The 26447-nt window shown below is 68.8% G+C and carries 19 protein-coding genes and 1 tRNA gene; 11 read left to right on the top strand and 9 right to left on the bottom strand.

Translation table 11 applies throughout. The features are described from left to right. The first annotated feature begins 52 nt into the window (after window positions 1-52). On the top strand, window positions 53-3148 hold the full coding sequence (locus ACFWZ2_RS21060) for an endo-alpha-N-acetylgalactosaminidase family protein (RefSeq protein ID WP_384547786.1): 3096 nt from the start codon (window positions 53-55) through the stop codon (window positions 3146-3148). A 115-nt stretch (window positions 3149-3263) separates the two neighbouring features. Here ACFWZ2_RS21060 and ACFWZ2_RS21055 read toward each other — a convergent pair whose 3' ends face one another. Beyond that, entirely contained in the window at window positions 3264-5009 is a 1746-nt protein-coding gene (locus ACFWZ2_RS21055; RefSeq protein WP_384547784.1) for a beta-galactosidase family protein, read from the bottom strand. Between the two features lie 128 nt (window positions 5010-5137). Between ACFWZ2_RS21055 and ACFWZ2_RS21050 the strand changes: the two genes are divergently transcribed. From ACFWZ2_RS21050 to ACFWZ2_RS21025, 6 genes are all read left to right on the top strand, one after another. Next, complete coding sequence (locus ACFWZ2_RS21050; RefSeq protein ID WP_384547782.1) at window positions 5138-6046, top strand: helix-turn-helix domain-containing protein; 909 nt, start codon at window positions 5138-5140, stop codon at window positions 6044-6046. An 11-nt stretch (window positions 6047-6057) separates the two neighbouring features. Then, entirely contained in the window at window positions 6058-6402 is a 345-nt protein-coding gene (locus ACFWZ2_RS21045; RefSeq protein WP_384547780.1) for a chorismate mutase, read from the top strand. Window positions 6403-6491: 89 nt separating this feature from the next. Then, window positions 6492-9038: an aminopeptidase N gene (gene pepN / locus ACFWZ2_RS21040; RefSeq protein ID WP_384547779.1), complete on the top strand. Its 2547-nt coding sequence runs from the start codon at window positions 6492-6494 to the stop codon at window positions 9036-9038. 170 nt (window positions 9039-9208) lie between these two features. After that, on the top strand, window positions 9209-10060 hold the full coding sequence (locus ACFWZ2_RS21035; protein WP_384547777.1) for an NmrA family NAD(P)-binding protein: 852 nt from the start codon (window positions 9209-9211) through the stop codon (window positions 10058-10060). A 328-nt stretch (window positions 10061-10388) separates the two neighbouring features. Then, window positions 10389-11858: a pyridoxal phosphate-dependent decarboxylase family protein gene (locus tag ACFWZ2_RS21030; protein WP_384547775.1), complete on the top strand. Its 1470-nt coding sequence runs from the start codon at window positions 10389-10391 to the stop codon at window positions 11856-11858. Then, on the top strand, window positions 11855-13303 hold the full coding sequence (locus ACFWZ2_RS21025) for a lysine N(6)-hydroxylase/L-ornithine N(5)-oxygenase family protein (protein ID WP_384547773.1): 1449 nt from the start codon (window positions 11855-11857) through the stop codon (window positions 13301-13303). The genes ACFWZ2_RS21030 and ACFWZ2_RS21025 overlap by 4 nt, the downstream gene beginning before the upstream one ends. Window positions 13304-13338: 35 nt before the next feature. Here the strand turns inward: ACFWZ2_RS21025 and ACFWZ2_RS21020 are convergent, their stop codons facing one another. Beyond that, window positions 13339-13719 (bottom strand): hypothetical protein, encoded by a 381-nt coding sequence (locus ACFWZ2_RS21020; protein ID WP_384547771.1) that lies wholly within the window; start codon window positions 13717-13719, stop codon window positions 13339-13341. A gap of 105 nt (window positions 13720-13824) precedes the next feature. Between ACFWZ2_RS21020 and ACFWZ2_RS21015 the strand changes: the two genes are divergently transcribed. Then, a complete protein-coding gene (locus tag ACFWZ2_RS21015; RefSeq protein WP_384547769.1) occupies window positions 13825-15006 on the top strand; it encodes a GDSL-type esterase/lipase family protein in 1182 nt (393 codons plus the stop codon). On the opposite strand, the gene ACFWZ2_RS21010 is transcribed toward ACFWZ2_RS21015, so the two are convergent. Further along, window positions 15003-16814 carry a bifunctional metallophosphatase/5'-nucleotidase gene (locus tag ACFWZ2_RS21010; RefSeq protein ID WP_384547767.1) on the bottom strand — a complete coding sequence of 604 codons (1812 nt, stop codon included), beginning with the start codon at window positions 16812-16814 and terminating at the stop codon, window positions 15003-15005. The genes ACFWZ2_RS21015 and ACFWZ2_RS21010 overlap by 4 nt on opposite strands. A 130-nt stretch (window positions 16815-16944) precedes the next feature. Between ACFWZ2_RS21010 and ACFWZ2_RS21005 the strand changes: the two genes are divergently transcribed. Both ACFWZ2_RS21005 and pyk read left to right on the top strand, forming a co-directional pair. Next, on the top strand, window positions 16945-17667 hold the full coding sequence (locus tag ACFWZ2_RS21005; RefSeq protein WP_384547766.1) for an SIMPL domain-containing protein: 723 nt from the start codon (window positions 16945-16947) through the stop codon (window positions 17665-17667). 120 nt (window positions 17668-17787) lie between these two features. Continuing rightward, complete coding sequence (gene pyk / locus ACFWZ2_RS21000) at window positions 17788-19224, top strand: pyruvate kinase (RefSeq protein WP_384547764.1); 1437 nt, start codon at window positions 17788-17790, stop codon at window positions 19222-19224. 17 nt (window positions 19225-19241) lie between these two features. Here the strand turns inward: pyk and ACFWZ2_RS20995 are convergent, their stop codons facing one another. The 3 genes from ACFWZ2_RS20995 to ACFWZ2_RS20985 all read right to left on the bottom strand — a co-directional run bounded on the left by ACFWZ2_RS20995 (window position 19242) and on the right by ACFWZ2_RS20985 (window position 22223). Further along, on the bottom strand, window positions 19242-21146 hold the full coding sequence (locus tag ACFWZ2_RS20995; protein ID WP_384547762.1) for an alkyl/aryl-sulfatase: 1905 nt from the start codon (window positions 21144-21146) through the stop codon (window positions 19242-19244). 118 nt (window positions 21147-21264) lie between these two features. Beyond that, complete coding sequence (locus ACFWZ2_RS20990) at window positions 21265-22044, bottom strand: helix-turn-helix domain-containing protein (protein ID WP_384547760.1); 780 nt, start codon at window positions 22042-22044, stop codon at window positions 21265-21267. A gap of 106 nt (window positions 22045-22150) precedes the next feature. After that, window positions 22151-22223 (bottom strand) — tRNA-Leu (locus ACFWZ2_RS20985). 101 nt (window positions 22224-22324) lie between these two features. On the opposite strand from ACFWZ2_RS20985, the gene ACFWZ2_RS20980 reads away from it, so the two are divergent. Then, window positions 22325-22981 (top strand): ANTAR domain-containing response regulator, encoded by a 657-nt coding sequence (locus ACFWZ2_RS20980; protein ID WP_384547759.1) that lies wholly within the window; start codon window positions 22325-22327, stop codon window positions 22979-22981. Between the two features lie 76 nt (window positions 22982-23057). Here the strand turns inward: ACFWZ2_RS20980 and ACFWZ2_RS20975 are convergent, their stop codons facing one another. Genes ACFWZ2_RS20975 through ACFWZ2_RS20965 form a run of 3 tightly spaced genes read right to left on the bottom strand, consistent with a single transcriptional unit; the run spans window position 23058 to window position 26442 of the window. After that, complete coding sequence (locus tag ACFWZ2_RS20975; RefSeq protein ID WP_384547757.1) at window positions 23058-23774, bottom strand: ABC transporter ATP-binding protein; 717 nt, start codon at window positions 23772-23774, stop codon at window positions 23058-23060. After that, entirely contained in the window at window positions 23774-24595 is an 822-nt protein-coding gene (locus ACFWZ2_RS20970) for an ABC transporter ATP-binding protein (RefSeq protein WP_384547756.1), read from the bottom strand. The genes ACFWZ2_RS20975 and ACFWZ2_RS20970 overlap by 1 nt, the downstream gene beginning before the upstream one ends. 2 nt (window positions 24596-24597) lie before the next feature. Further along, window positions 24598-26442 (bottom strand): branched-chain amino acid ABC transporter permease, encoded by a 1845-nt coding sequence (locus ACFWZ2_RS20965; protein WP_384547754.1) that lies wholly within the window; start codon window positions 26440-26442, stop codon window positions 24598-24600. Between the last annotated feature and the right edge of the window lie 5 nt (window positions 26443-26447).

Here is a 26447-nt window from a genome sequence, read left to right as displayed (position 1 = left end):
CCGCCCGGCGCATCGTGATCGGCACGAATTCCGTTCCGTCGAGGGGTGCCGCATGCTGCCGTCAGACACGTCCGGACCGAGCCGCAGGGCCGTGGTGGCCACGGGCGCGATCGCCGGGATGGGCGTCGCCGTCGGGGCGGGCGGCAGCGCGTTCGCCCGGGGCGCCCGCACGAGCGCGGCGGCCGACGAGGTGGTGCTGCGCTCCGCCGAACTCGATGTCCGCGTCGCCACCGCCTTCCCGCGCGTCGTCTCGTACACCGACCGCGCCAGCGGCGCCGTCCTGCACGGCAGGGCCGACGCCGTCACCACGGTCCTCGTCGACGAGAGGGAGCACACCCCCAAGGTCACCGCGTCGCCGGACGAGGCCCGCATCGCGTACGTCCTCGACTTCGACGGCGGCACCCGCATCGACGTCGAGATCGCCGTCGAGGGCCGGCAGGTCCACTGGCGCGTCACGAAGATCGCGGACACCGAGGCGCTGCACGTCGGCACCCTGCGCGTCCCCGGCCTCGCCCTCCTCTCCGTACGCAGTGACCAGCCGGGCGCCGCGCTCCTCGGCGCCAAGGTGCAGCTGGACAAGGCCAAGAGCGGCGACACCCTCGTGCGGCCCACGAAGGACACTCCCGCGGAGGCGGCGACCGGCTGCGCCTACGCCGTCGTCGCGCACGACGGCCTTGGCGGCGCGATCGAGACGAACACCGTGTACGACAAGCCCACCACCGAGGCGGGCACCACGTGGGAGAACGGCCGCCTGTGGCGCGAGACGGTGAAAACAGGTGACTACGTAGAGGCCCGACTGACTCCGGGACAGTGGACGCACCGCGCCGCGACCGCGCCCGTCGACGCCACCGAACCCCTCCCGTACGCCACCGTCGTCATCACCGGGGACCGCAACGGCGACGGCAAGGTCGACTGGCAGGACGCCGCGATCGCCTTCCGCGACATCATGGTGACCCCGCTCGGCGCCGACGAGCAGCATCTGCGGGTCGTCCCGCACATCCCCTTCAACTTCGCCTCGCAGGCCACCAATCCGTTCCTCGCCACGCTCGACAACGTCAAGCGGATCCACCTGGCGACCGACGGCCTGCGCCAGTACACGCTCCTCAAGGGCTACCAGTCCGAGGGCCACGACTCCGCCCACCCCGACTACGCCGACAACTACAACACGCGCGCGGGCGGCCTCGACGACCTCAACACCCTGGTCCGCGAGGGCAAGAAGTGGAACAGCGACTTCAGCGTGCACGTCAACGCCACCGAGTCCTACCCCGTCGCCCACGCCTTCTCCGAGCAGCTCGTCGACAAGAACAACAAGCAGTGGGACTGGCTCGACCAGAGCTACCGCATCGACCAGCGCCGCGACCTGGTCTCCGGAGACATCGTCCAACGCTTCGCCGATCTGCGCGCGCAGACCGACAAGGGCCTCAACACCCTCTACATCGACGTGTTCCGGGAGTCCGGCTGGACCTCCGACCGCCTCCAGCGGGCCTTCCGCGAACAGGGCTGGACGATCACCACGGAGTGGGGCCACGGCTTCGAACGCTCCGCGATCTGGTCGCACTGGGCCACCGAGCCCGACTACGGAGGCGACACCTCGCGCGGCATCAACTCCCGCCTGATCCGCTTCATCCGCAACCACCAGAAGGACGTCTTCGCCGACAAGTGGCCCACGCTCCTCGGCATCGCCCGCATGGGCAACTTCGAGGGCTGGGTCGGCAAGACCGACTGGACCGCCTTCTACGACCTGATCTGGACCCACTCGCTGCCCGCCAAGTACCTCCAGGCGTACCCCGTCAAGGCATGGGGCGAGCACGAGATCACCTTCTTCGGAGAGACCGCCACCAAGGTCTCCGACGCCTCGGGCAAGCGGCGCGTCACCACGGACGGACGCGTCGTCTATGAAGACGGCCGCTACCTGCTGCCCTGGGAGCCCCGCAAGGCCACCGATCCGGCCAAGCTGTACCACTACAACCCGGCGGGCGGCAGCACCAGTTGGCAGCTCCCACGCGCGTGGGCGGGCCGTTCCCGGGTGGCCCTGTACCGGCTCACCGACCAGGGGCGGGTCTTTGAGTCGTACGTCTCCGTAGCGGGCGGAAAAGTCACCCTGAAGGCCACCGCGAAGCAGCCCTACGTGCTCTACCGCGAGCGCGCAGCGGACCTGCCGGACCCGCAATGGGGCCAGGCGACCCCGCTGCACGACCCGGGCTTCCACGCGGGCTCCCTCAAGGGCTGGCAGGTCGACGGGCCCGCCACCGTGCGGCGCAGCGAACTCGGCGACTACGAACTCGTCGTCGGCGCGGGCGGCGCGGCATCCGTCGGACAGCGCCTCGCCCGACTCAAGGCGGGGTCCTACGTCGCCTCCGTGCAGGTCGAGGTCGGCGAGAAGCCGGGCGAACGACGCAAGGCGTCCCTGGAGGTGCGCACCGCCGACGGCATCACCGCCGCCAACTTCACCGAGACGTCCACCGCGGGCAACTACGTCGCCGCCGACCGCAAGCACGGCACCCGTTTCCAGCGCATGTCCACCGCCTTCACCGTCCCCGAAGGCGGCGGCGCGGTCCGGCTGACCCTGCGGGCCGAGGCGGGCGAGGCACGCGTGCGCTTCGACAACGTCCGCGTCACCGCGGCGGCCCGCCCCGCGAAGCGGCCCCGCGCCACGCTCGTCAGCGAGGACTTCGAGCACGTCCCCCAGGGCTGGGGGCCCTTCGTCAAGGGCGACGCGGGCGACGTCACCGACCCGCGCACACACATCGCGCAGCGCCACGCCCCCTTCACCCAGCGCGGCTGGAACGGCAAGGCGATCGACGACGTCATCGACGGAGCGAACTCCCTGAAGTCACGCGGCGAGAACACCGGGCTCGTCTACCGCACCGTCCCGCACACCGTCCGCTTCGCGCCGGGCAAGCGCTACCGGGTGTCCTTCCGGTACGAGAACGAGAAGGCGGGCCAGTACGCCTGGGTTTCGGCCGTCGATGAACCGGCCCCCCGTGAACTCGACCGCAAGGACCTGCCGGTGGCGACCGGACCCACCACGCTCTCCTACGAGTTCACGGCCCCGGCCAAGGGGGAGGCGTGGGTCGGGCTGCGCAAGGTCGGGGACGACGGTACGGCGGAGTTCGTCCTTGACGCGTTCGCTGTGACGGAGGTCTGAGGGAGCTTTGAGGGAGGGCGGGAGCCGGGGCTGATGTCATCACCGGCTCCGCCGAGTTCGTCCTCAAACGCCGGACGGGCTGTATGTTCCCCAGCCCGTCCGGCGTCTGCCGACCTCAGCCCAACTCCACCCGCTCCCCGCCCCCCTCCAACTCCAGCACCCACACCTCGTTGGCGCCCTCGCGCAGCACAGGGCCGGGAACGTACAGCGACGTCTGAGGCCCCACCTTCCAGTACCGCCCCAGGCTGAAGCCGTTCACCCACACGAACCCCCGTGTCCAGCCGGGGAGTTCGAGCGAGGCGTCACCGGGGGATTCGACCTCGAGCACGCCCCGGTACAGACCGGGACGGCCCTCCGCCGCGCCGGTCGCCGGAACACCCCGTACCGCCGACGGCACGTCGAACGCGTCGAGGCGCAGCGCGCTGGCCCGCACACCGTGCAAGTACTGCCGTTCGTGCAGGATGCCCCCGGTGATGCCCTTGGACTCGCCGGTCCGCGGCCCGTAGTTGACCCGGCCGAGGGATTCCACCCACAGCTCCACGCGCGCGTGCCCGGCCACGGGGGCGGCCAGGGCCGGGGTGCCCTCCGTGAGGACGCCCGCCCGGGCGCCGTCCACGTACACCACCGCGCGGTCGCGCAGACCCCGCACGCTCAGCGGATAGGGCTCGCGCGGGCCCGGCACGGTCAGCGCGTACCTGACCAGGCCGCGGTCCACGTCCAGTTCCTCGAAGGTGGGCGGCACGGCATGCTCGGTCTCCGCCGTGCCGAGCGACTCCAGGACGGCGTCCAGGGACGACCAGTCCGGCAGGGCCGCCGACGCGGGGGCGCCGAGCACCGGCGGGGGAGGGGGCGGATCCGGCAGCGGCCCGGACGCGTACGGCGCGAGGACCTCCCTGAACCGCCAGAACTTGTCCGTGGCGCGCCCGAACTCGTCGATGGGCGCGTCATAGTCGTACGACGTGACATCGGGCTGCAACTCCCCGTCGTGCAGGGCGCCACCGCCCCGGTTGGCGCCCGCCCAGCCCGCGAAGTTCGTGCCGCCGTGCGCCATGTACAGGTTCACGGACGCGCCGCACTCCAGGATCTCCCGCAGCGCCTTCGCGGCGTCCCCGGCATCCCGTACGACATGGTCCGCACCCCAGTGGTCGAACCAGCCGCACCAGAACTCCATGCACATCAGCGGCCCCTTGGGGCGATGCGCCCGCAGCGTCCCGAACGCCTCGACCGCCCCCGACCCGAAGTTCGCCGTCGCCAGCACGCCCGGCACCGAACCGCCCGTCAGCATGTGGTCCTCGGGGCCGTCCGAAGTGACCAGCGGCACGCACACGCCCTCGGCCCGCAGCAGGTCCGCGAGGTGACGCAGATACACCTGGTCCGAGCCGTAACTGCCGTACTCGTTCTCGACCTGCACCATGATCACCGGCCCGCCCCGGTCGTGCTGGCGCGCGACGACCTGCGGCAGCAGCCTGCGGAACCAGCGGTTCACATGACCGAGATACTCCTCGTCGCGGGTCCGCGCGCGTGCCCCCACCGCACCCGTCAGCCAGTGCGGCAGACCGCCGTTCTCCCACTCGGCACAGATGTAGGGCCCGGGGCGGACGATCGCCCACAGGCCCGCCTCGTGCGCCGCGTCGAGGAAACGGCCGAGCGCCCCGACGTCGTGGTACGTGCCGGGGCGCGGCTCGTGCAGGTTCCATGGGACGTACGTCTCCACACAGTTGAGCCCCATGGCGCGCAGCATCGCCAACCGGTGCCCCCACTGCCCTTCGTGCACCCGGAAGTAGTGCAGCGCACCGGACAGCAGCCGCACCGGGCGCCCGTCCAGCTCGAAATCGTCCTCGCCGACCCTGAACCCGTCCATCGTGTCCTCTCGCTCACGTACTGCTCGCCCACGATCACCTCTGGCGGGCGGCAGGGTCCATGGACAAAGATCGAGCCCGGTTGGACGCAAGGAGCGGGCAACGGCCCGGACGAAAGGGGCGGACGCGGATGTACCACACGTGGATGCGGTATTTCACTCCCAGCCCGGCCCACCACCGGCTCGGCCTTGCCTGCCTCGGCGTCGGACTCCAGCACGGCCTCCTGCCGACCGTGGGCCCCCGCACTCTCGACCACCACGTCGCCGTCGTCATCAGCGCGGGCGGCGGCTGGTTCCGCGGCGCCGACGGCAGGCGCACGACGGTGACCGCACCCGCCCTGATCTGGCTCACCCCCGGCGTCCGCCACCACTACGGCCCCGACCCCGACACCGGCTGGGACGAATGCTTCGTCGACTTCACCGGACCCGCCACCGCCACCTACACCGAACTCGGCTACATCGAACCCACCCGCCCCGTCGTCCCCCTCTCCGACGCGGCCGCCGCCCGCGCCGCCGTCGGCCGCATCGCCCGCGCCGCCCGCCGCGGCAACCCCCTCCTCGAAGTCGAGACCGGCGCCGCCGTCCACGAACTCCTCGTCGCCCTGCGCCGCGCCCGCGCCGACATCGCCCCCGACGGCGACCCCGTCCTCCAGGCCCTGGCCCGCGACGCCTTCCAGCCGCTGTCCGTCGCCGAACACGCCGCACGCCACGGCATGACCCCCGCCGAACTGCGCACCGCCGTACGCCGCGGCGCCGGCTGCAGCCCCAAGGACTACCTCCTCGGCATCCGCCTCGGCCGCGCCAAAGAACTCCTCGCCGCCACCGAACTGCCCGTCGCCGCCGTCGCCCGCCGCGTCGGCTACGACGACCCCGCGTACTTTTCGCGCCTTTTCACCCGCCGCGTCGGCATGGCCCCCGTCCGCTTCCGCGAACAGCAGGGAAGGGCCGTACCAGGCGGCTGGTCCCAGCAGATACCCGACCCCGAACACCCGCCGATTTTGCGCTCTTCCGCCACCGGCGGCAGCCCCGGGGCAACGTAGGCTCAGGACCCATGACCACCAGCCACACGAGTGAGACGAACGGCTCGGCCGCCCCCGAGAACACGGACGAGACCGTACGCGCCGAACTGTCCCGCCTGCGCGAGAGCATCGACAACATCGACGCCGCCGTCGTCCACATGCTCGCCGAACGCTTCAAATGCACTCAGCAGGTCGGCCACCTCAAGGCCAACCACCACCTGCCGCCCGCCGACCCGGCCCGCGAGGCCCGGCAGATCGCCCGCCTGCGCCAGCTCGCCGAGAACGCCAAACTCGACCCCGCGTTCGCCGAGAAACTCCTCAACTTCATCATCGCCGAGGTCATCCGCCACCACGAGACGATCGCCAAGTCGTCCTAAACGCCAAGCCGTCCCAGGGGGCCGCCCCTCCAAGGGCCCCGAGACCCCGGTCCTACACCGAAGTCAGTGCCATCGGGCAGCATGGGCCCATGCCCGTACTGACGCGCGACGAAGCGCAGACCCGAGCCCAGCTCATCGACGTCCACCGGTACACCGTCCGGCTCGACCTCACCCAGGCCGCGGACCCCGGAGCCGACACCTTCGACTCCCGTACCGTCATCCGGTTCAGCGCCCGCACCGACGGCGCCACCTTCGTCGAGCTCAAGCCCGCCGAACTGCGCTCCGTCACCCTCGACGGACACCCCCTCGACCCCGCGGGCCTCACGGACAACCGCCTCGCGCTCGACGGCCTCACCACGGGCGAACACGAACTGCGCATCGACGCCACCATGCGCTACTCCCGCACCGGCGAAGGCATGCACCGCTTCACCGACCCCACCGACGGCGAGACCTACCTCTACACCCAGCTCTTCATGGAAGACGTCCAGCGCGTCTTCGCCGCCTTCGACCAGCCCGACCTGAAGGCCGTCTTCGACCTCACCGTCACCGCCCCCGAAGGCTGGACCGTCCTCGCCAACGGCACCACCGAACACCTCGGCGACGGCACCTGGCAGGCAGCGGCCACCCCGCTCATCTCCACCTACCTCGTCGCCGTCGCCGCGGGCCCCTACCACTCCGTACGCACCGAACACCGCGGCCTGCCCTTCGGCATCCACTGCCGCCGCTCCCTCGCCCCCTTCCTGGACGCCGACGCCGAGGAAATCCTCGACATCACGCGCGCGTGCTTCGACCGCTACCACGAAAAGTTCGAGGAGCCCTACCCCTTCGACTCCTACGACCAGGCGTTCGTCCCCGAACTCAACGCCGGCGCCATGGAGAACCCCGGACTCGTCACCTTCCGCGACGAGTACATCTACCGCTCCGCCGTCACCGACACCGAACGCCAGACCCGCGCCATGGTCATCGCCCACGAGATGGCCCACATGTGGTTCGGCGACCTCGTCACCCTCAGCTGGTGGGACGACATCTGGCTCAACGAGTCCTTCGCCGAATACATGGGCTTCCAGACCACCGCCGAAGCCAGCCTTGGGGGGTCTGGGGGGACTCCCCCCAGAAAGTGGGGCAAGGACCCCTGGACCGACTTCGGCATCGCCCGCAAATCCTGGGGATACGACGCCGACCAGCGCCCCTCCACCCACCCCGTCGCCCCCGCACCCGACGCCGTCCCCGACACCGCGTCCGCCATGCTCAACTTCGACGGCATCTCCTACGCCAAGGGCGCATCCGCCCTGCGCCAACTCGTCGCCTGGCTCGGCGAGAAGGACTTCCTCGCCGGCATCAACCTCCACATCGCCCGGCACAAGTTCGCCAACGCCACCCTCGCCGACTTCATCGAATCCCTCGCCAGGGCCACCGACCGCGACGTCCACGCCTGGGCCGCCGACTGGCTGCGCACCACCGGCGCCGACACCCTCACCTCCCGCGTCGAGAGCGCCGGACGCCACTGGACCCTCACCGTCGACCGCACCGGCAGCCGCCCCCACCGCATCGCCGTCGGCGTCTACGACCGCGACCTCGCCGACACCCGCGCCCTCGTCCTGCGCGAACGCTTCGAGACCGACCTGCCCACCGGCACGGCCGAGACCCGCGACGGCGGACGCCCCGCCCTGATCGTCCCCAACGACCAGGACCTCACCTACGCCAAGATCCGCCTCGACGAGACCTCCCAGGAAACCGCGCTGCGCGGCATCTCCGGCGTCCCCGACGCCCTCACCCGCGCCGTCCTGTGGAACAGCCTGCGCGACATGGTCCGCGACGGCGAACTCGACACCACCGACTACCTTGACACCGCCCTCGCCCACCTCCCCGAAGAGACCGACCTCGCCATCGTCCAGGGCGTCCTCACCTTCGCCACCGTCCACATCGCGGGCCGCTTCACCACCCCCGAGCAGCGGCCCACGGCCCTCGCCACCCTCGGCGAACTCTGCCGCGACCTGATCCGCCGCACCGAGGACGGCTCCCACCCCGGCCTGCGCCTCACCGCCGTCCGCGGCGCCATCGACGTCGCCACCCAAGCAGCACCCCTGCAGGCCTGGCTCACCGAAGGCACCGTGCCCGGCGGACCCGAACTCGACCCCGAACTGCGCTGGCGCGCCCTCGCCAGGCTCGCCGTGCTCGGCGCCACCGACGACGCCGCCATCGCCGCCGAACTGGACAGGGACCCGAGCGCCACCGGCCAGGAAGGCGCCGCACGCTGCCGCGCCGCCCTGCCCGACCCCGCCGCCAAACAGGCCGCCTGGGAAGCGATGTTCACCTCCGACGGACTGTCCAACTACCTGTTCACCGCCACCGCCCAAGGCTTCTGGCAGCCCGAACAGACCGACCTCGTCAAGGAATACGTCCCCCGCTTCTACGAAGACGCCGTCGCCCTCGCCGAACGGCGCGGCCCCGCCATGGCCGAGGCCGCGGGACGCCACGCCTTCCCCGCACCGTTCGTGGACGCCGAGGCGCTCCGCCTGGGCGAGCAGTGCCTGCGCGACGCCGCACCCACCCCCGCCCTGCGCCGCAAACTCACCGACCAACTCGACGACCTGGCACGGGCGTTGCGCGTACGGGAGGGCGGCGCGAAGAACTGAGGCGACACCTGGACGCCTGGGCACGGGACCACGGGACGTAGGACCCGAGGCCCACGACCCCTGGTCCCAAACGACGATCCGGCGCCCCACGGGCCCCGCCTAGGCTCGACCGGAGCCGGGCCGGGCCCACCGGCCACGGCCCACCACCAGGACCACAGCAAGGAGCCCCAGTGATCGTCGTGACCGGCGCCACCGGAAACGTGGGCCGCGCCCTCGTCGCCCAACTCACCGCCGAGGACGTGCCCGTACGCGCCCTGACCCGCAACCCCGAACGGGCCGCACTGCCCGCAGCCGCCCACGTGGCCCGCCTCGACCTCTCCGGCGAACAGCCCGAACCTGCCGCGCTCGCCCCGCTCTTCGACGGCGCGACCGGTCTCTTCCTGCACATCCAGGCGGCCGGACAGCACACCGACGCCCTGCTCGCCGCCGCCCGCGAAAGCGGCGTCCAGCACGTCGCCGTCCTCTCCTCCGGCATCATCCAGGACGGCGCCGACCCCACCCACCCCATCCACGTCATGCACACGGAACTGGAGGACCGCGTACGCGCCAGCGGCCTCGACAGGACCTTCCTGCGGCCCAACGCCTTCGCCGTCAACTCCCTCCAGTGGGCGCCCCAGATCCGCACCGGCGACACCGTCCGCGGCCCCTTCCCCGGCGCCCTGACCGCCCCCATCCACGAGGCCGACATAGCCGCCGTCGCCGCCCGCGCCCTCCTGGCGCCCACGGGCCCCGACACCGCCCACCGCCTCACCGGGCCCACGGCCGTCACCGCCGAGGAGCAGATCCACGCGATCGGCGCCGCGCTCGGCCGGACGCTGCGCTTCATCGACGTACCGCCCGAAGAGGTCGAGCCCGAGCACTTCCCGCACGTCCCGCCCCAGATGCTCCCCGCCGTCCTCGCCAGCCTCGCCGAGGCCGTCGGCGTCGCACCGGAGATCACCACCACGGTCGAAAAGGTCACCGGCACACCCGCCCGCACGTTCGAGCAGTGGGCCCACGACCACAAGGACGACTTCCGGTAGAGCGCCTAAGCGGCCTTGTGGAAGTCTGGTGCGGTTCGGGTGCGCCCCGAAGGGGCGCGGGGCTGTGTCGATATGCGGCTCCGCCGCGAGGGGGGTGCCCCCTGCTCGAACGGAGTTGAGAGCTTGGGGGAGCGACCAGCCACGACGCACCCGCAGATGTGGACCGTACTTCCCGCGGAGCGCTTAGCACCAAGCGGCGCCCCAACACGTTTTCTCCGCACGGCAGTACCACTTTCGGGTTCGGATCGTTGAGGTATTCGGGCGCGCCGCCCACGCGACGTACAGGCTGGTGCCCCCGCACGCGCGCACCCGAAGGACACCACCCCCCATGAGTACCCCGCGCACCCCGCCGCCCCTCGCCGGAGGCACCCAAGGGCCGCACGACCTGCGGCCGTTGCTCGGCATCGCGCTCGACGCCCTCCGCGACGGGGCGGCCGCACGCCGCGGCCCCCTCCCCGCCGGCGGCCCCGACGCCGTCACCCAACGCGTCCACGCCGCCGCCCACCCCGTCCTGCCCGACCACGGCACCGGCGCCGAACACGCCCTGCGCACCCTCGTCCACGCCCTCGCCGAAGGCGCCGCCGACCCCGCGGATCCACTGTGCGCGGCCCACCTGCACTGCCCGCCGCTCGCCGTCGCCGCCGCAGCCGACCTCGCCGCGAGCGCACTCAACGCCTCCATGGACTCCTGGGACCAGGCACCCGCGGCCTCCACACTCGAAGCCCTCGTCACCCACGCCATCGCCACCCAGATCCACCCCGAAGGCGACGCCCTCATCACCACCGGCGGCACCGAATCCAACCAGCTCGCGCTGCTCCTCGCCCGCGAAGCCGCCACCCGGCACGGCCCCGTCCGCGGCCCCGTCCAACTCCTCGTCGGCGACAACGCCCACCACTCGCTCGCCCGCGCCGCCTGGCTCCTCGGCCTGCCCGAACCCATCGCCGTACCCGCCCCCGCGGGCACCCTCGACCCCGCCGCCCTCGACGAAGCCCTCACCGAACTCGGCGGCCCACCACGCCAGTTCCTCGTCGCCGCGACCGCCGGAACCACCGACGCCGGACTCATCGACCCCCTCGACGACATCGCCGACCTCTGCGCCGCCCACGACGCCCGCCTCCACGTCGACGCCGCATACGGCGGCGGACTCCTCTTCAGCGACACCCGCAAACACCACCTGCGCGGCATCGAACGCGCCGACACCGTCACCCTCGACCTGCACAAACTCGGCTGGCAGCCCGCCGCGGCCGGAATCATCGCCGCCCGCGACCCCCGCGACCTCGACGCCCTCACCCACCGCGCCGACTACCTCAACGCCGACGACGACACCGAAGCGGGCCTCCCCGACCTCCTCGGCCGCTCCCTGCGCACCACCCGACGCCCCGACATCCTCAAGATCGCCGTCACCCTCAAAGCCCTCGGCCGCAGCGGACTCGGCGCCCTCGTCGACCAAGTCTGCGACCAGGCAGCCGAATTCGCCGACCTCGTCGACGCCCACCCCGCCTTCGAGCTCTACGACACCCCCGCCATCAGCACCGTCCTCTTCCGGCCCACCCGCGCCGACGACCACCACATCGCCCACGTACGCCGCACCCTCCTCACCGAAGGCACCGCCGTCCTCGGCCGCGCCGACCTCGACGGCTGCCGCTGGCTCAAAGCCACCCTCCTCAACCCCCACACCAGGCCGGACGACCTCGCCGCCCTCCTCAAACTCGTCGAACTCGTCGAACCAGTCGAACCAGTCGAACCCGTCGAAGCAGCACCCCAACCCACACCCCCGGAAGGAAGCACACCCCGATGACCGGCACCCCCGACCACCCCGACCCCCAGCCGCTCACCACCCCCGAAGACCCCCGCGACCTGGTCGGCATCGGCATCGGCCCGTTCAACCTCTCCCTCGCCGCCCTCGCCCAGCCCCTCGGCGAACTCGACACCGCCTTCTACGAACAACAACCCGCATTCCACTGGCACCCCGGCCTCCTCATCGACGGCGCCACCCTCCAAGTCCCCTTCCTCGCCGACCTCGTCACCCTCGCCGACCCCGCGAGCCCCTGGTCCTTCCTCAGCTACCTCAAGACCCGCGAACGCCTCTTCCCGTTCTACTTCGCCGAGCGCTTCCACATCCAACGCGCCGAATACGACGCCTACTGCCGCTGGGTCAGCGAAAACCTCCCCGGACTCCACTTCGGCCACCAGGTCGACGCCGTCCGCTGGAACCCCGAACGAGCCCTGTTCGAAGTCGACTTCACCCAACTCGACACCGACGGCGAAGCAGAAGCCCTCGGCCGCACCTACACCAAGAACATCGCCCTCGGCGTCGGCACCGCCCCCTACATCCCCGAACCCCTCAAACCCCTCGCCGAAGCCCCCACCGTCCCCGTCCTCCACGCCGCCGACTACCTCGACCACCGCGAACAACTCCTGACCGCCGAACACATCACCGTCATCGGCTCAGGACAGTCCGGCGCCGAAATCTTCCTCGACCTGCTCCGCGCCCGCCCCGCCGGCCAAGAAAAGATCCACTGGCTCGCCCGCACCGAAGCGTTCGCCCCCATGGAGTACTCCAAACTCGGCCTCGAACACTTCACCCCCGACTACACCCGCTACTTCCACGCCCTGCCCGAAGCCGTACGCGACGGACTCGTCCCCCACCAGTGGCAGCTCCACAAAGGCATCGACGCCGACACCATCGCCGCCATCCACGACGAGCTCTACCGACGCACCCTGCACGGCGGCTGGCCCGACGCCGTCCTCACCCCCGGCGTCTCCGTACGCACCGCGGGCCGCGTCGCCACCACCCGCGTGGAACTCCACCTCGAACACCTCCAGCAGGGCACCCGCTCCCGGCTCACCACCGACGCCGTCGTCCTCGCCACCGGCTACCGCGAACGCCCCCTCGACCAACTCCTCGCCGGACTCGACCCCTACATCCGCAAGGACTCCTCGGCCCGCCCCCGCATCGACGAGCAGTACCGCCTCGTCCTCGACCCCTCCGTCACCGGCACCGGCTGCAACGTCTACGTACAGAACGCCGAACGCCACACCCACGGCGTCGGCGCCCCCGACCTCGGCCTCGCCGCCTGGCGCAGCGCCACCATCCTCAACGGCCTCACCGGCAAGAACCCCTACCCCCTGCCGAGCCGCACCGCGTTCACCAGCTTCGGCCTCCAGAGCGCCGAAGGACACCCGGGCACCGCAGGACGCATCGGGGAACAGCGCGGCAACCTCGTACGGCTCAAGAACTGAACCTCGTACGCCTCAAGAACTAAACCTCGTACGCCTCAAGAACCGAGCGACCCCACCGGCGCGACCACCTTCCGTGTCCGCGGACACGACCACACGGCGACACCCTCCACCACCCCGGCCTCCAGCGGATGCGCGTCGGGGTGCGTGGGGCACTCCGGCCACACGGCGGGCTCCCACTGCGCACACAACGCCTCCACCGCCCAGTCCTGGGCCTGATCCGCGAAATCCGCCGTCCGCTCGGCGACACTCACCCCATGGCGGACGACGAGCCCCGCGCCCGAGCCGTCCGACTCGTACAGCACGATCATTTCCTCACCCTCGTCATCCCGTTCCTCCTGGACGACCGGACGCACCGCACACGTGGCCTTCAGATCGCGGAGCACCGGGTCGAGCGCAGCGGCAAGTTCTTCGTTCATGCCGGGAATTGTCCGCCCCCAAGCACCGCCGCGCCCCCGAATATTCCCGTGAAAAAAATGCGCGGCCAGGGAAATACCGGGCCCCCCGCACCGGTTCAGCCGATCATGACCACAGACTCCACGGCCTCCTGGACCGCCGCCTTCCGCTCCGCCGTCATCAGCTCCCACGAAAACATCGACCTCTTCGAACTCCGCGGCTTCGCCGACCAGACCCTGCGCCAGATCATCCGCCTCGACGGCGGCGGCAGCGCCCTGCGCATCCGCCTCAGCAACCGCTACGGCAAGGAACCCCTCCACATCGGCGGCGCCCGCCTCGCCATACGCACCGAAGGAAGCGGCATCGAATCCGGCAGCGACACGCCCCTGCGCGTCGCCGGCGCCGAGGAGTTCACCATCCCCGTCGGCGAAGACGCCGTCACCGACCCCGTCGAGCGCACCGTCACCGCGGGCGACGAACTCGCCGTCAGCCTCTGGCTGCCCGAGGACACCGGCCTCTCCACCTACTCCGCCGTGCCCCTGCGCACCGGCTACGCCGTCCCCGGCAACGCCCTCTCCGCACCCGCCCTCGACGGCATCGAAGGCCTGGAAGAGCTCGTCACACGGCACTTCATCAGCGGCGCCGACGTCCTCGCCCCCGCGGGCACCACCATCGCCGTCGCCTTCGGAGACTCCTGGTTCGAAGGCACCGGCACCACCCCCGACACCGACCGCCGCTTCCCCGACCTGCTCAACGACCGCCTGCGCGACGCCGGAAGCACCGGCTGGGTCGTCAACCAGGGCCTGTCCGCGAACCGCCTGCTCACCGACGAGATCGGCGAACACGCCCTCGCCCGCCTCCAGCGCGACGCCCTCGACGTCCCCGGCGTCACCCACGTCCTCATCCACTTCGGCCTCAACGACCTCGGCATCCCCGGCCAGGAGGCCTACCCGCAGGCCGCGCCAGGCCCGACGGCCGCCGAACTCATCGCGGGCTTCACCACCCTCGCCGACCGCCTCCACGCGGCCGGACTCACCGCCATCGCCACCACCGTCGGCCCCTACAAGGACACCGTCTTCGAGGGCTACGCCACCCCCGAAGGCATCGCCGTGGCCCGCGAGGTCAACGACTGGATCCGCGGCGCCGACAGCCCCTTCGACGCCTACGCCGACCTCGCCGCCGCCGTCGCGGACCCCGCCGACCCCGACCGGATCCACGACGACTACGACAGCGGCGACGGTCTGCACGTCAACGACGCAGGAGCCAAGGCGCTCGCCGACGCCGTGGACCTGGCCTTCCTGAAGATCTAGAAGACGGGCGTGCCGTCCCGGGTCAGCCTCCAGTCCACCGCGGCGAACTGACCCGGGTCGACCGTCCCCTTCGCCTTCACCCAGCCGATGATCGTGTTCCGGATCTCCTCCGAATTCGCCCACAACTGCTTGGCACCCGCGATGTGCGGGAAGTTCCCGCCGCCACTCGCCCGGTAGTTGTTCACCGCGAGCACGAACTCCGCCTTCGGATCGATCTCCTTGCCCCCGAAGGACAGCTTCACGATCCGCGACCCGGCCGGCTTCGCGATGTCGATCTCATACGTCAGGCCGAGCACCGCGTCATAGTTGTAGTCCGGGATGTTCTCGGCATTCGTCAGCTTCGCCGGGTCGACCGGACCGCCCGCCGCAGTCCGCACGTAGTAGCGCGCGGAGAACTCCAGATACTCCTTGAGCTGCGCACCCGTGAGCAGCCGCGCCTCCAGGGTGTTCTCGAACGGGTAGAGGCCCGCCGCGTCCCTGATCGTCACGTCGCCCGCCGGGATCTGCGCCGTACGCGAGAAACAGGACGCCTGCGAAAGCACCGGCAGCGCCGCGTACGCGCCGCCCTTCAGCGCCTCGGCCACCGTCTCCTTCTGCACCTGGTTGATCAGGTCGATGATCGGCACGTCCTTGAACGGGCCCTCGGCCGTGCTCATCGCCGCCTTCGAGGTGCCGATGACCTGATTGACGTAGGCGACGACCTTCTTGTGCTCGTCGGCGAGGAGCCTCGTGACCTTCTCGTCCTCCTCGGCCGTATTGGAGTTCAGGACCTTCGCGCCCATCTTCTCCACCGTCCAACGGCCCTTCGCCCACACCAGATCGAAGTCGAAAAGCGTCAGCCGCTGGCCCCACTTCAACGGCTCCGACAGGACGACCTTCTTGCCGGTCTCCTTGTTCTCCACGAAGTACTCGGGAATCTCCGTGTGCGCATGCCCGACGAGGATCGCGTCGATGCCGGGCACCTGCTCGGCCACCAGACCCGCCGCGTTCTCGACGTACGGCAGCTGATCGCCGTACGACGACGTGCCGCTGGAGCCCGAGTGCGCCGACACGATGACGACATCCGCGCCCATCGAGCGTAGCTTCGGAACCCACTTCGCCGCCTGCTCCTCAAGACCCGGGAACGTCATCTTGCCCTGCACATTCGCCTTGTCCCAGATCGCGATCCCGGGATTCGTCAGACCCAGCACCGCCACCTTCACGTCCCGGCCGTGCGGAGTGCGCAGACGCTTCATGAAGTACGGCGGGAAGGCGGGCTTCTGCGTCTTCGCGTCCAGCGCGTTCGCCCCGAGCAGCGGGAAATCGCACTGCTCCTCGAACTTGCGCAGCACCGGAATGCCGTAATTGAACTCGTGATTGCCGAGCGCCGCCGCGTCGTACCCGATCACGTTCATCGCCTGCGCCATCGGATGCACCGGGCCGTGCTCGGCGGTGATCGGATCGACCTTCGCGTAGTAGTACGACAGCTGGGTGCCCTGGATGGTGTCACCCGCGTCGATCAGAAGGGTGTTCCCGCGGCCCTTCTCCTTGCGGACCTGGTTCACGAGGGTGGAGATCTTCGCCAGGCCCACGTCGTTGTGGTCCTTGTCGTCGAACTCCTTGTCCGTGAAGTAGTCCCAGTTGAAGACATTGCCGTGCAGATCCGTCGTACCGAGCACCGTGAACGCATACCGCTTCCGCCGCCCCGCGCCCTTCCCCGACCCCGACCCCGCCGCCCGCGCGGCCGGCGCGACCGCCGCGCCCGTCAGCGCCACCCCCACACCCGTCGCGGCAGACGTACCCAGGAACTTCCGGCGGTTCAGCGGCATTTTCCGTACTCCTCAGTCGACCGATGTAACGCGCGTAGATTCTGACCCCGACCGCCATACGGGCAACAGCCCCCACAGGTTGCGATCCGGTGACTGTCCGGTGCACCCGCACGATGCGAGAGTGGGCCACATGACCACGACCCCCACCCCCTACGGCACCCCCGACGCCCCCCGCGTCGCCGTCCGCGGCGAAGCCCACCTCGAAGTCGACCCCGAAATCGCCCGCATCGGCGTCACCGTCAGCGCCCGCGGCACCGACCGGCGCGACGCCCTCAACAACCTCACCCGACGCAACACCACCGCACTCGACCTCATCAAGACCTACGGCGAAGCCGTCGAAAAACTCGAGACCGGCGCCTTCTCCATCAGCCCCGAACTCCACAAACACGGCCGCGGCGAACGCATCCGCGCCTACCACGGCCGCGTCCACATCACCGCAGAACTCACCGACTTCACCGCACTCGGCGAACTCACCACCCGCCTCGCCGACCTCGACCTCACCCGCATCGACGGACCCTGGTGGGACCTCCGCCCCGACTCACCCACCCACCGCAAGGCCCGCCAACAAGCCGTACGCGAAGCCGTCCAACGCGCCCGCGAATACGCCGAAGCCCTCGACACCACCCTCGCCGCCCTCGTCGAACTCGCCGACATCGGCGCCGAGAACACCCCCGACCACGGCTACGGCGGCCCCGCGAGAAGCATGCGCGCCGCCGCCTACGGCGGAGCACCCGACCTCGCCGACGAAGCCGCACCCCTCGACCTCGAACCCCAACGCCAACACGTCTACGCCACCGTCAACGCACGATTCACCATGACCCCACCCGAATTGAGCCCCAGCACAGCACGGTGATCGCTCATAGGAGCAGCGCCCCGCACAATTCAACACTTGTCAATAACCCTTCACACAAAGGTTGTTGAGTAGTCATGCCCGACCAAATCTCTACCGACGGGTAAGCCCTAGGGTCGAACCATGCGCCGAGCGAAAATCGTTTGCACCCTGGGACCCGCCACCGACTCGTACGACCAGATCAAGGCACTGGTCGAAGCCGGAATGGACGTGGCCCGCTTCAACCTCAGCCACGGCACCTACGCCGAACACGAGGAGCGCTACCAGCGCGTACGCAAGGCCTCCGAAGAAACAGGACGCAGCCTCGGCATCCTCGCCGACCTTCAAGGCCCGAAGATCCGCCTCGGCCGCTTCAGTGAAGGCCCCGTACTCCTTGAACGCGACGACGAGTTCACCATCACCGTCGAAGAAGGCATCCAAGGCGACCGCCAACGCTGCGGCACCACCTACAGCGGCCTCGCCGAAGACGTCACCGCCGGCGAACGCATCCTCGTCGACGACGGCAAAGTGACCCTGGAGGTCACCGCGGTCGACGGGCCCCGAGTCACCACCACCGTCATCGAAGGCGGCATGGTCTCCGACCACAAAGGCCTCAACCTCCCCGGCGTCGCCGTCTCCGTCCCCGCACTCTCCGACAAGGACGAAGCAGACCTCCGCTGGGCCCTGCGTTCAGGATTCGACGTCATCGCCCTCTCCTTCGTACGCAGCGGACGCGACATCGAAGACGTCCACCGCATCATGGACGAAGAAGGCCGCCGCCTCCCCGTCATCGCCAAGGTCGAAAAACCACAAGCCGTCGAGAACATCGAAGACATCGTCGCCGCCTTCGACGGCATCATGGTCGCCCGCGGCGACCTCGGCGTCGAAATGCCCCTGGAACAAGTACCGATCGTCCAAAAGCGCGCCATCAAACTCGCCAAGCGCAACGCCAAACCCGTCATCGTCGCCACCCAGATGCTCGACTCGATGATCGACAACTCCCGCCCCACCAGGGCCGAAGCGAGCGACGTGGCCAACGCCGTCATCGACGGCACCGACGCCGTCATGCTGTCCGGCGAAACCAGCGTCGGCAAATACCCCATCGAAACCGTCAAAACCATGAGCCGCATCGTCGAAGCGGCAGAAGAAGACATCCTCGCCAAGGGCCTGCCCCCACTCACCGAACGCAGCAAACCCCGCACCCAAGGCGGCGCCGTCGCCCGCGCCGCCGCCGAAATGGGCGACTTCCTCGGCGCCAAATTCCTCGTCGCCTTCACCCAGTCCGGCGACACCGTACGACGCCTCTCCCGCTACCGCTCGCCGATCCCACTCCTCGCCTTCACCCCCGACGCCGCCACCCGCTCCCAGCTCAACCTCACCTGGGGCGTCGAAACCTTCCTCGGCCCCCACGTCGAATCCACCGACGCCATGGTCGACCAGGTCGACGAAATGCTCCTCAAGATCGGCCGCTGCCAGAAAGGCGACACCGTCGTCATCACCGCAGGCTCACCCCCCGGCGTCCCCGGCTCCACCAACCTCGTCCGCATCCACCACATCGGCGAGGACGACAGCCCCAAATAGCGCCTACGACCGCTGAGTCACGGCGTCACGACGGGGAAGTCCGGATCGGGCTTCCCCACCACGGACAGCAGCTTCCCAAGCAACGACACATCACCCTCCACCACGATGTCGCCCAACCCCTCACCCGCCAGCATCGACAGCAACTGCGGCTTCGTCATGGTCAGCGTGACACCGGCATCCGCACCCGCCTCCGTATCACTCCGATACGTCAACACCCCATGCCGCAACGTGAGATGCCAGACCCTCCCCAGCGACGGAAGACTCCAGTCCATCCGCAGCTCCAGATCCCACGCCCTCGGACCATCGATCCGAATCGCCACAGAATCGATCAACTGGTCCACAGACAGCGCCATCAACACATCCGCACTCGTCACCGACGTCTCCGCCCCCTTGACGCCCTCCCGCAACTCCATGGCACCCGTCAAATAGAAATTCCGCCACACCGCGTTCTCCGACGCCTGCCCCAACCTCGTATACACCCCGGCCAGTTCAGACCTCGCAACCCGGTTCCCCGGATCCGCGAACACCACATGATTCAGCAACGTCGCCGCGAACCGCAGATCACCACCCCGCACAAACGCCCGCGCCTTCGCGACCGTCGCCGAACGACCACCCAACGCCCTCACATACCGCTTCGCCTCAGCGACCGGCGGATGCTCCCACAAATGCGCGGGATTCCCGTCGAACCAGCCCATGTACCGCTGATAGATCCCCTTCACATTGTGACTCAGCGACCCGTAATACCCCCGGTTCGCCCACACCCCCGCAAGCGCAGGAGGCAACTCGATCTCCTCCGCTATCTCCCGCCCCGTCATCCCCGAATTGATCATCCGCAACGTCTGATCATGCATATACGCATAAAGATCACGCTGCTGCTCAAGCAACTCGACGATCACATCCCCACCCCACGACGGCCAATGATGCGACGCGAACGCCACATCCACCCTCCCGTCGAAAAGCGCCACCGACTCATTCAGATAACGCGCCCACTGCCGGGCATCACGCACCTGCGCCCCACGCAACGTAATGATGTTGTGCATCGTGTGCGTCGCATTCTCCGCCATGCACACGGCCCGCAACTCCGGCAGCAGAAAATTCATCTCCGCCGCGGCCTCGGTCCCCGGCGTCATCTGAAACTCGAACCGCACACCGTCGACCGTCTCGACCTGCCCCGTCCTCGCGACATCCCTCGTCGGCGGAATCAACCCGATCGACCCCAGCGACACCGTCTGCCCCAGACCACAACCGATCTGCCCCGCAGCCGACTTGGGCAACTGCGCCCCATACATATAGCCGGAACGCCGCTGCATCGCCGTCCCCGCATACACGTTCTCCGACACGGCATGCTCCATGAACCCCTCGGGCGCAAGAACCGGCACGTCACCGGAACCGTCCGGGAGCACGCCCCGGCAACCACCGAAGTGGTCCACATGGGGATGCGTGTAGATGAGCCCCGTGACCCTCTTGTCGCCCCGGTGCGTGCGATACAGCTTCAGCGCTGCGGCAGCCGTCTCGGCCGAGATCAGCGGATCGATCACGATGACGCCGGCGTCGCCCTCCACCAGCGTCATATTGGAGAGATCGAGCCCACGCACCTGATAGATCCGGTCCGCCACCTTGTACAGCCCCTGCTTCGCCACGAGCTGCGACTGCCGCCACAGGCTCTTGTCGGCGGTCTTCGGAGCGTCCCCCTTCAGAAACCGGTAGGCATCGGCGTCCCAGACCACCTGCCCCTTGGCATTCCGCACGATGCCGGGAGTCAGAGCGGCGATGAACCCCCTGTCGGCGTCGGCGAAATCGTCCCTGTCGCGGAAATCCAGCTCCCCGTCGCCGAGCGCGGCAGCGGTCTGAGGATTCATGGCAACGGCCGCGGCGGCGGCGCCCGCGGCAGCGATGAACGCGCGGCGATTCAAGGGAGTCATGCGGCCGAACCTCGCAGCGGGGTCCGGCACGGTCAAGCAATCGGAGGGGAATTGGGGCAGGTCCCAGTGGGCGTGGAGGAGGGGAGTGACCCGTCCTATTGCGCGGGGGCGGGTGGGGTCAGTGCTTGGGGCCCACGTGGGTGTCCATGAGGGTTACGGAGGCTTTGCGGGCGATGGAGATGTTGTACGGATTGCCGTGGCGGGTGCAGTGCGTCCACTGGACGCCGAGCTTGTCCAGGGTGTCGGTGCAGAGCTGACGGATGTCGTCGGACACGTTGGTGAAGAAGTACCGGGGGTACTCATAGCGCTTGCGCTCGCCGCCGACCATGCGGGTCGTCCAGTTCGTGATGCGGCAGCCGTCGGAGTGGATGAGCCCACGGATGAAGTCCCAGGGGTGGGCGTCGACGATCTCCTGTTGCCAGGGTTCGAGGGCGATCTTGCGCTCGTGCTTCTTGCCGGGGCCGTGCTGAGGGAAGAGGCAGGGCCAGTGTTTGCTGTACGACTTCACTTCGGTGCAGCCCTGCCTGCAGCGCACTTTGACGCTGGGTAGCAGCATGACCTGACGCATGGCTTCCTCGGCCGCTGAGATCAGACCGGTTTGCTCTGCGTTGCAGAAGATGGATAAGTGGTGCTGCTTGGGTTTGGTGATGATGTGGCCGTCGCCCAGGTAGAGGCCCAGCAGGTAGGCGTACGCGGTCTTGTCGAAGTCGCAGCTAGTGCACCGGGGACAGTCTGTTGGTTGCTCGTACGTCTCCCCCCGCGCTCGCCGATCTTCGCTGCGCCACCATCCGACGGTTCCGCGGGGGACATTGAGGCGTTCCGCGACGATGCGGTTGGGGGTGCCCTGGCGCATCAACATGACGGCTTGGGCGCGAAGTGAAGGGCTGTGCTGTTCCATGCGGACACTCTGAGTGAAGCGGCATGACGCAGGACAGCAAAAAGCGGATGTTCACGGGAACGAGAACATCCGCTTGCTAGTGGCGACCTTGGAATCGAAGGAAAAGTGCCCCGAGTCGGATTCGAACCGACGCTGTATGGGTTTTGAATCCATGGCCTCTACCGCTGGGCTACCGGGGCTCCATCGAAACGAAGGTCGACGGTCACCCGCCGTGCCCCCACCATACCGCAGCTAGGTAGGCTCTTGGGAAGCAGTATCTGCCCGTACCGAGGAGCCCCCCGTGACCGCCCCCGAGTCGCCCAAGACCACCGACGCGTCGGACGACGACAAGTCGCACGTGCCTCCGCTGACGACCCGCGTCGTCATCGCCGAGGACGAGGCCCTGATCCGGCTCGACCTCAAAGAGATGCTCGAGGAAGAGGGGTACAGCGTCGTCGGCGAGGCCGGTGACGGTGAGAAGGCCGTCGAGCTGGCCCGCGAGCACAAGCCGGACCTCGTGATCCTGGACGTGAAGATGCCCGTCCTCGACGGCATCTCCGCGGCGGAGAAGATCGCCGAGGAGTCCATCGCCCCGGTCCTGATGCTGACCGCGTTCTCGCAGCGCGACCTGGTCGAGCGGGCGCGGGACGCCGGCGCCATGGCGTATCTCGTGAAGCCGTTCAGCAAGAGTGACGTGGTGCCCGCGATCGAGATGGCGGTGTCCCGCTTCACGGAGCTGAAGACGCTGGAGAAGGAGGTCGCGGACCTCTCGCAGCGTCTGGAGACGCGGAAGCTGGTGGACAGGGCGAAGTCGATCCTGCAGACGGAGTACGGCCTGACGGAGCCCGCCGCGTTCCGGTGGATCCAGAAGACGTCGATGGACCGTCGTCTGTCGATGCAGCAGGTCGCGGAGGCGGTCATCGAGGACGCGGAGGAGAAGAAGGCGTCCAAGGGCTAGCCCCGAGCAGGCGTATGTACGAGGAGGCCCGCACCCCGACCGGGGGTGCGGGCCTCCTCGTGCGGAGAGGGGCGCCTCAGTCCTCGCCGAGGTACGCCTTCCGCACGGATTCGTCGTGGAGCAGGTCGCTGCCCGTGCCGGAGAGCACGATCTTGCCGACTTCCATGACGTGGCCGTGGTCGGCGAGGGAGAGCGCGGCCTGGGCGTTCTGTTCGACGAGGAGGATCGTCGTGCCGTTGGCCTTGAGTTCGGCGATGGTCGCCATGATCTTCTGCATCATGATCGGTGAGAGGCCCATGGAGGGTTCGTCGAGCATGAGGAGTTTGGGCTGGGACATCAGGGCGCGGCCCATGGCGAGCATTTGTTGTTCGCCGCCGGAGAGTGTTCCTGCTGCCTGCTTTTTGCGTTCTCCGAGGATGGGGAAGAGGTCGTAGGCGCGGTTGATGTCTTTTTCGATGCCTGCTTTGTCGTTGCGGAGGTAGGCGCCGAGGCGGAGGTTGTTCTCGATGGTCATGCGGGGGAAGATGTGGCGGCCTTCGGGTGAGTGGGCGAGGCCTTGGGCCACGATCTGGTCGGCGCGGTATTTCCGGAGTGGTTTTCCGTTGAATTTGATGCTGCCGCCGACGGGTTTGAGGAGTCCGGAGAGGGTGCGCAGTGTGGTGGTCTTGCCTGCGCCGTTGGTGCCGATGAGGGTGACGACTTCGCCGGCTTCGACGCTGAACGTGATGCCTTTGACGGCTTCGATCTTGCCGTAGGCGACGCGGAGGTCCTCGACTTCTAGGAGTGCGGTCATCAGTGGTTCTCCTCGAAGGGCTCGCCGAGGTATGCGGCGATGACGCGGTCGTCCTGTTGGACCGTTTCGCTGGATCCTTCGACGAGTTTTTCGCCTTGGACGAGGACGGCGACGCGGTCGCAGAGGTTGAAGATGAAGCGCATGTCGTGCTCGATGACGAGGACGGCGATGCCCATGTCGCGGATGGCGAGGACGAGTTCTTCGGTGGCGCGGGTTTCTTGTGGGTTCATGCCCGCGGTGGGTTCGTCGAGGAGCAGGAGGCCGGGTTCGCTGGCGAGGGCGCGGGCGATTTCCAGTTTGCGCTGTTCTCCGTAGGGGAGGTTGCGCGAGAGGTGTTCGGCTTTGTCTGCGAGGCCGACGAATTCGAGGAGTTCCATGGCGCGGGCTTTGGATGCGGCTTCGGCGCGGTGGAAGCCGGGGCCGCGGAGGAGTGCTGACCAGAGTCCTTCTTTTGTTCGTGTGTGGCGGCCGACCAGTACGTTTTCCAGGACTGTCATGTTGGCGAAGAGGCGGATGTTCTGGAAGGTGCGGGCGATGCCTGCCGCGGTGACCTTGAATGATTTGGCGGGCAGGATGGTGCCTTTGTAGCGGACTTCTCCTTCGGTGGGGATGTAGAGGCCGGTGAGGCAGTTGAAGAAGGTGGTTTTTCCGGCGCCGTTGGGGCCGATGAGGCCGACGATTTCGCCGGTGCTTACGGTGAGGTCGACGGAGCGTACGGCGGTGAGGCCGCCGAATCGCATGGTGACGCCGCGGGCGTCGAGGACGGTTTGTCCGGCCGGGGTGGCGGCGGTGTGGTCCTCTTTGGTCGTGTCTGTGGTCATGGTCAGACCCCTGTCTTGCTGAGGACTGTGGGTGGCGGCGTCTCTCCGGGGTCCAGCTCGGTTTCGTGGAATTCGAGTTGGCGGCGGCGGTTGGGGATGAGGCCTTCGGGGCGGAAGCGCATGAGGAGTGCGAGGGCGAGTCCGAAGGCGAACAGCTGGTAGTCGCCGAGGAATTGGAGTTTGTTGGGGATGAGGTAGAGCAGTGAGGCGCCGACGAGGGGTCCGCTGATGGTGCCCATGCCGCCGAGGACGACGGCGGCGAGGAGGAAGGCGGAGTTGGGTGGGACCGAGTTGGCGAATTGGTACTGCTCGGGGGTGACGGTGTAGGTGACGTGGGCCTGGACGGTGCCTGCGAGGCCTGCGAGTGAGGCGCCGAGTGCGAAGGCGATGAGTTTGACGCGGAAGCCGTTGATGCCCATGGCGAGTGCGGCGGTTTCGTCTTCGCGGATGGCGACCCAGGCGCGGCCGATGCGGGAGTCTCCGCTGCGGCGGAAGACGAGGACGACGACGAGGGTGATGAGCAGCATCAGGAAGAAGTAGTTGGCGAAGCGGCCGATGGTGAAGCCGCCGATGCTGTGCTCCAGGCCGAAGTCGAAGCCGAGGATCTTCAGGTTCGGGATGGAGGAGATGCCGTTGGAGCCGTTGGTGATGTCGGGCCCCGATGAACCGTCGGAGTTGTTCGCGGCGAGCCGGAAGATCTCGCCGAAGCCGAGGGTGACGATCGCGAGGTAGTCGCCGCGAAGCCGCAGGGTGGGTGCGCCGATGAGGACGCCGAAGACGAGCGAGGCGCCTGCGCCGACGAGGATGGCGCCCCAGAAGGGGAGGTGGACGTCGAAGGGGGAGGTGGGTGCTCCGGAGACCATGGATGCGGCGTAGGCGCCGACGCCGAGGAAGGCGACGTATCCGAGGTCGAGGAGTCCTGCGAGTCCGACGACGATGTTCAGGCCGAGGGCGACGGTGGCGAAGATGAGGATGTAGACGCCGATGGTGGCGTATTGGTCGTCGCTCTGGGTGAAGGGGAAGGCGGCGGCGGCGAGGAACGCGCCGATGAGTGTGATGTTGCGGTGGCGTGCGGTGTAGGTGGAGACCGTTGCGACGAGTCCGGCTTTGGAGAGTGCGGCGAAGCCGAAGCCGACGGTGATGAGGAATCCGATGAAGAGTTCGTCGTATTCGGTGCCGATGCCGTAGGTGAAGACGAGCAGTCCGGTGCCGAGGGCCGCGATGATGATCAGGATCTCGACGTACGAGTTGAGTTTGCGCGGCGTTGCGGGTTCGTCGGCGGCGAAGGCGCCCTTGACGATGGTGAGGCCGTTGCGGGCGCGGTGTTTGAACTGTTCCCAGCTGCTGTCTTCGGGGTCGACCGGGTAGGTGTGCGGTCGTTGGAAGGGCAGGGCGAGTGCGCCGGCGAAGGAGGCCAGGGTGGCGATGGCGACGATCCAGCCGCCTGGTTCGAGGTTGGCGAGTCCGCCGAGTTTTTTGCTGATGGCGAGGATCGTGTACCAGGCGGTGGCGAAGGCGGCGAGGGAGGCGAATTTGAGGGCGGCGTCGGCTCCGGCGGGGGCGAGGGCGCGCAGGCCCTTCACGCCGTAGGAGGCGAGGCCGTAGAGGGTGGTGAGTGCGCCCGCGATGAGGACGAGCCATTGGAGTCCGCCGGGGTAGCCGTAGACGGTGAGGTCGCCGGGGAATGCGGCGGTCCAGGTCCAGGCGAGGAAGGCGGAGATGACGGTGAGGGCGCCGCCGCCGGTGGCGAGTGCGCGGGCGGGGCCTTCGGGGATGGCGATGAGGCCGGTGGGGGCCTCGTCCTTGTGCGGGCGGGGGCTGTCGGACGCTGTGGTCTGTGTGGTCATGGATG

Origin of the sequence: Streptomyces sp. NPDC059002 (genome assembly GCF_042740435.1) — a bacterium.
GTDB lineage: Bacteria > Actinomycetota > Actinomycetes > Streptomycetales > Streptomycetaceae > Streptomyces.
Note: the sequence above shows the minus strand (reverse complement) of the source record. Positions and strands in the feature narration are given on the sequence as shown.